At 44.0% G+C, this 1,280-nt stretch carries 2 protein-coding genes; both read left to right on the forward strand.

The annotated features are described in order from the left end of the window. Positions 1 to 21: 21 nt before the first annotated feature. Positions 22 to 777 carry a 5-oxoprolinase subunit PxpA gene (locus tag R7E00_RS23845; RefSeq protein ID WP_020835288.1) on the forward strand — a complete coding sequence of 252 codons (756 nt, stop codon included), beginning with the start codon at positions 22 to 24 and terminating at the stop codon, positions 775 to 777. Beyond that, a partial coding sequence (locus R7E00_RS23850) for a carboxyltransferase domain-containing protein (protein WP_318124722.1) occupies positions 777 to 1,280 on the forward strand: 504 nt, incomplete at its 3' end. The genes R7E00_RS23845 and R7E00_RS23850, both read left to right, overlap by 1 nt.

Consider the following 1,280-nt stretch of genomic DNA (forward strand, 5'->3'; position numbering starts at 1 on the left):
GCTTGTGTAGAAATAAAACGTATGACATTGAATAAACAGCAACTGACATTAAATTGCGATATGGGCGAGAGCTTTGGTTCTTGGACGATGGGCGCTGACGATAGCGTGATGCCTCATGTCGATATGGCGAACATTGCTTGTGGCTTTCACGCTTCCGATCCGAACGTGATGCACGACACGATTACCTTAGCGAATCTTCACGATGTTGATATTGGTGCGCATCCCGGTTATCCCGACTTACAAGGTTTTGGTCGACGCAGCCTCAGTATGAGCAGCGATGAAATTACTAACATGGTGATCTATCAAGTAGGCGCGTTGCAGGCATTGTGCCGTGCGCAGTATACCGATATCGGTTATATCAAGCCTCATGGTGCCCTTTACAACGATATGATGAAAAGCGATGCGGTTTTTCGAGCGGTCGTTAAAGCAGCCGCACTGTTTAAAGTACCGTTGATGATCCTTGCATCGCAAGAGAACGAAAAATATTTAGAAATCGCGGACGATTATGATGTGCCATTGTTGTTTGAGGCGTTTGCCGATCGCCTGTATCAGGATGATGGGATGTTGACACCAAGAACGCACCCAAATGCCGTTTTGAAAGATGAGCTTGCGATTTTAGAACAAGTTAGAACATTGGCTGATTCGGGCCGAGTAAAAACCGCTTCAGGCAGTTATATCTTGTTAGAAGCGGACACAATATGCGTCCATGGAGACAATGAAGAGTCGATCGCTTTGATTCAAAAAATTCGTCAAAGCCTCTACTCCGGAGGAAATTAATGCATCAAACAAAGTTCTCGATTGATTTGGTTTCTGAATGCAGCATTTTGATTCGATTTGATGAAACCATTTCTGAAAACTCAATTGGACAGTTAGCGCGAGCAATGAACCAACATCTGTCTCATATTGTCATGAATATCGTTCCTTCCTATCGAACCGTGTTAATTGATTACTTACCGTTCAGAATCAGTGAATTTCAGTTAGTCGACATACTGCACAATATCTTAGTCGCTTTTGATCCAAATAAAGCCGACAAGGCAGAACCTAACGAAATTTCGATACCCGTTTATTACTCGGAAGAAACTGCTTTAGATTTGGAGCGTTTTGAAGAACAAGGCATTGATCTCGGAGCGCTTATTGATGCTCATACAAAGCCGGTATATACCGTTTCCGCGATTGGGTTCGCACCTGGCTTCGCCTTTCTTTCTGATGTGGAAGAGAGTATCGCCATGCCTAGGTTAAAAACGCCGAGAACGTTTGTGCCATCAAGAAGTGTCGGCATT

It is taken from the genome of Vibrio sp. Vb1755 (assembly GCF_033338635.1).
GTDB classification, from domain to species: Bacteria; Pseudomonadota; Gammaproteobacteria; order Enterobacterales; family Vibrionaceae; genus Vibrio; species Vibrio alginolyticus.

Coding starts and splice junctions, on each gene's coding strand:
- R7E00_RS23845 (WP_020835288.1), top strand. CDS start 22: ATGACATTGAATAAACAGCAACTGACATTAAATTGCGATATGGGCGAG.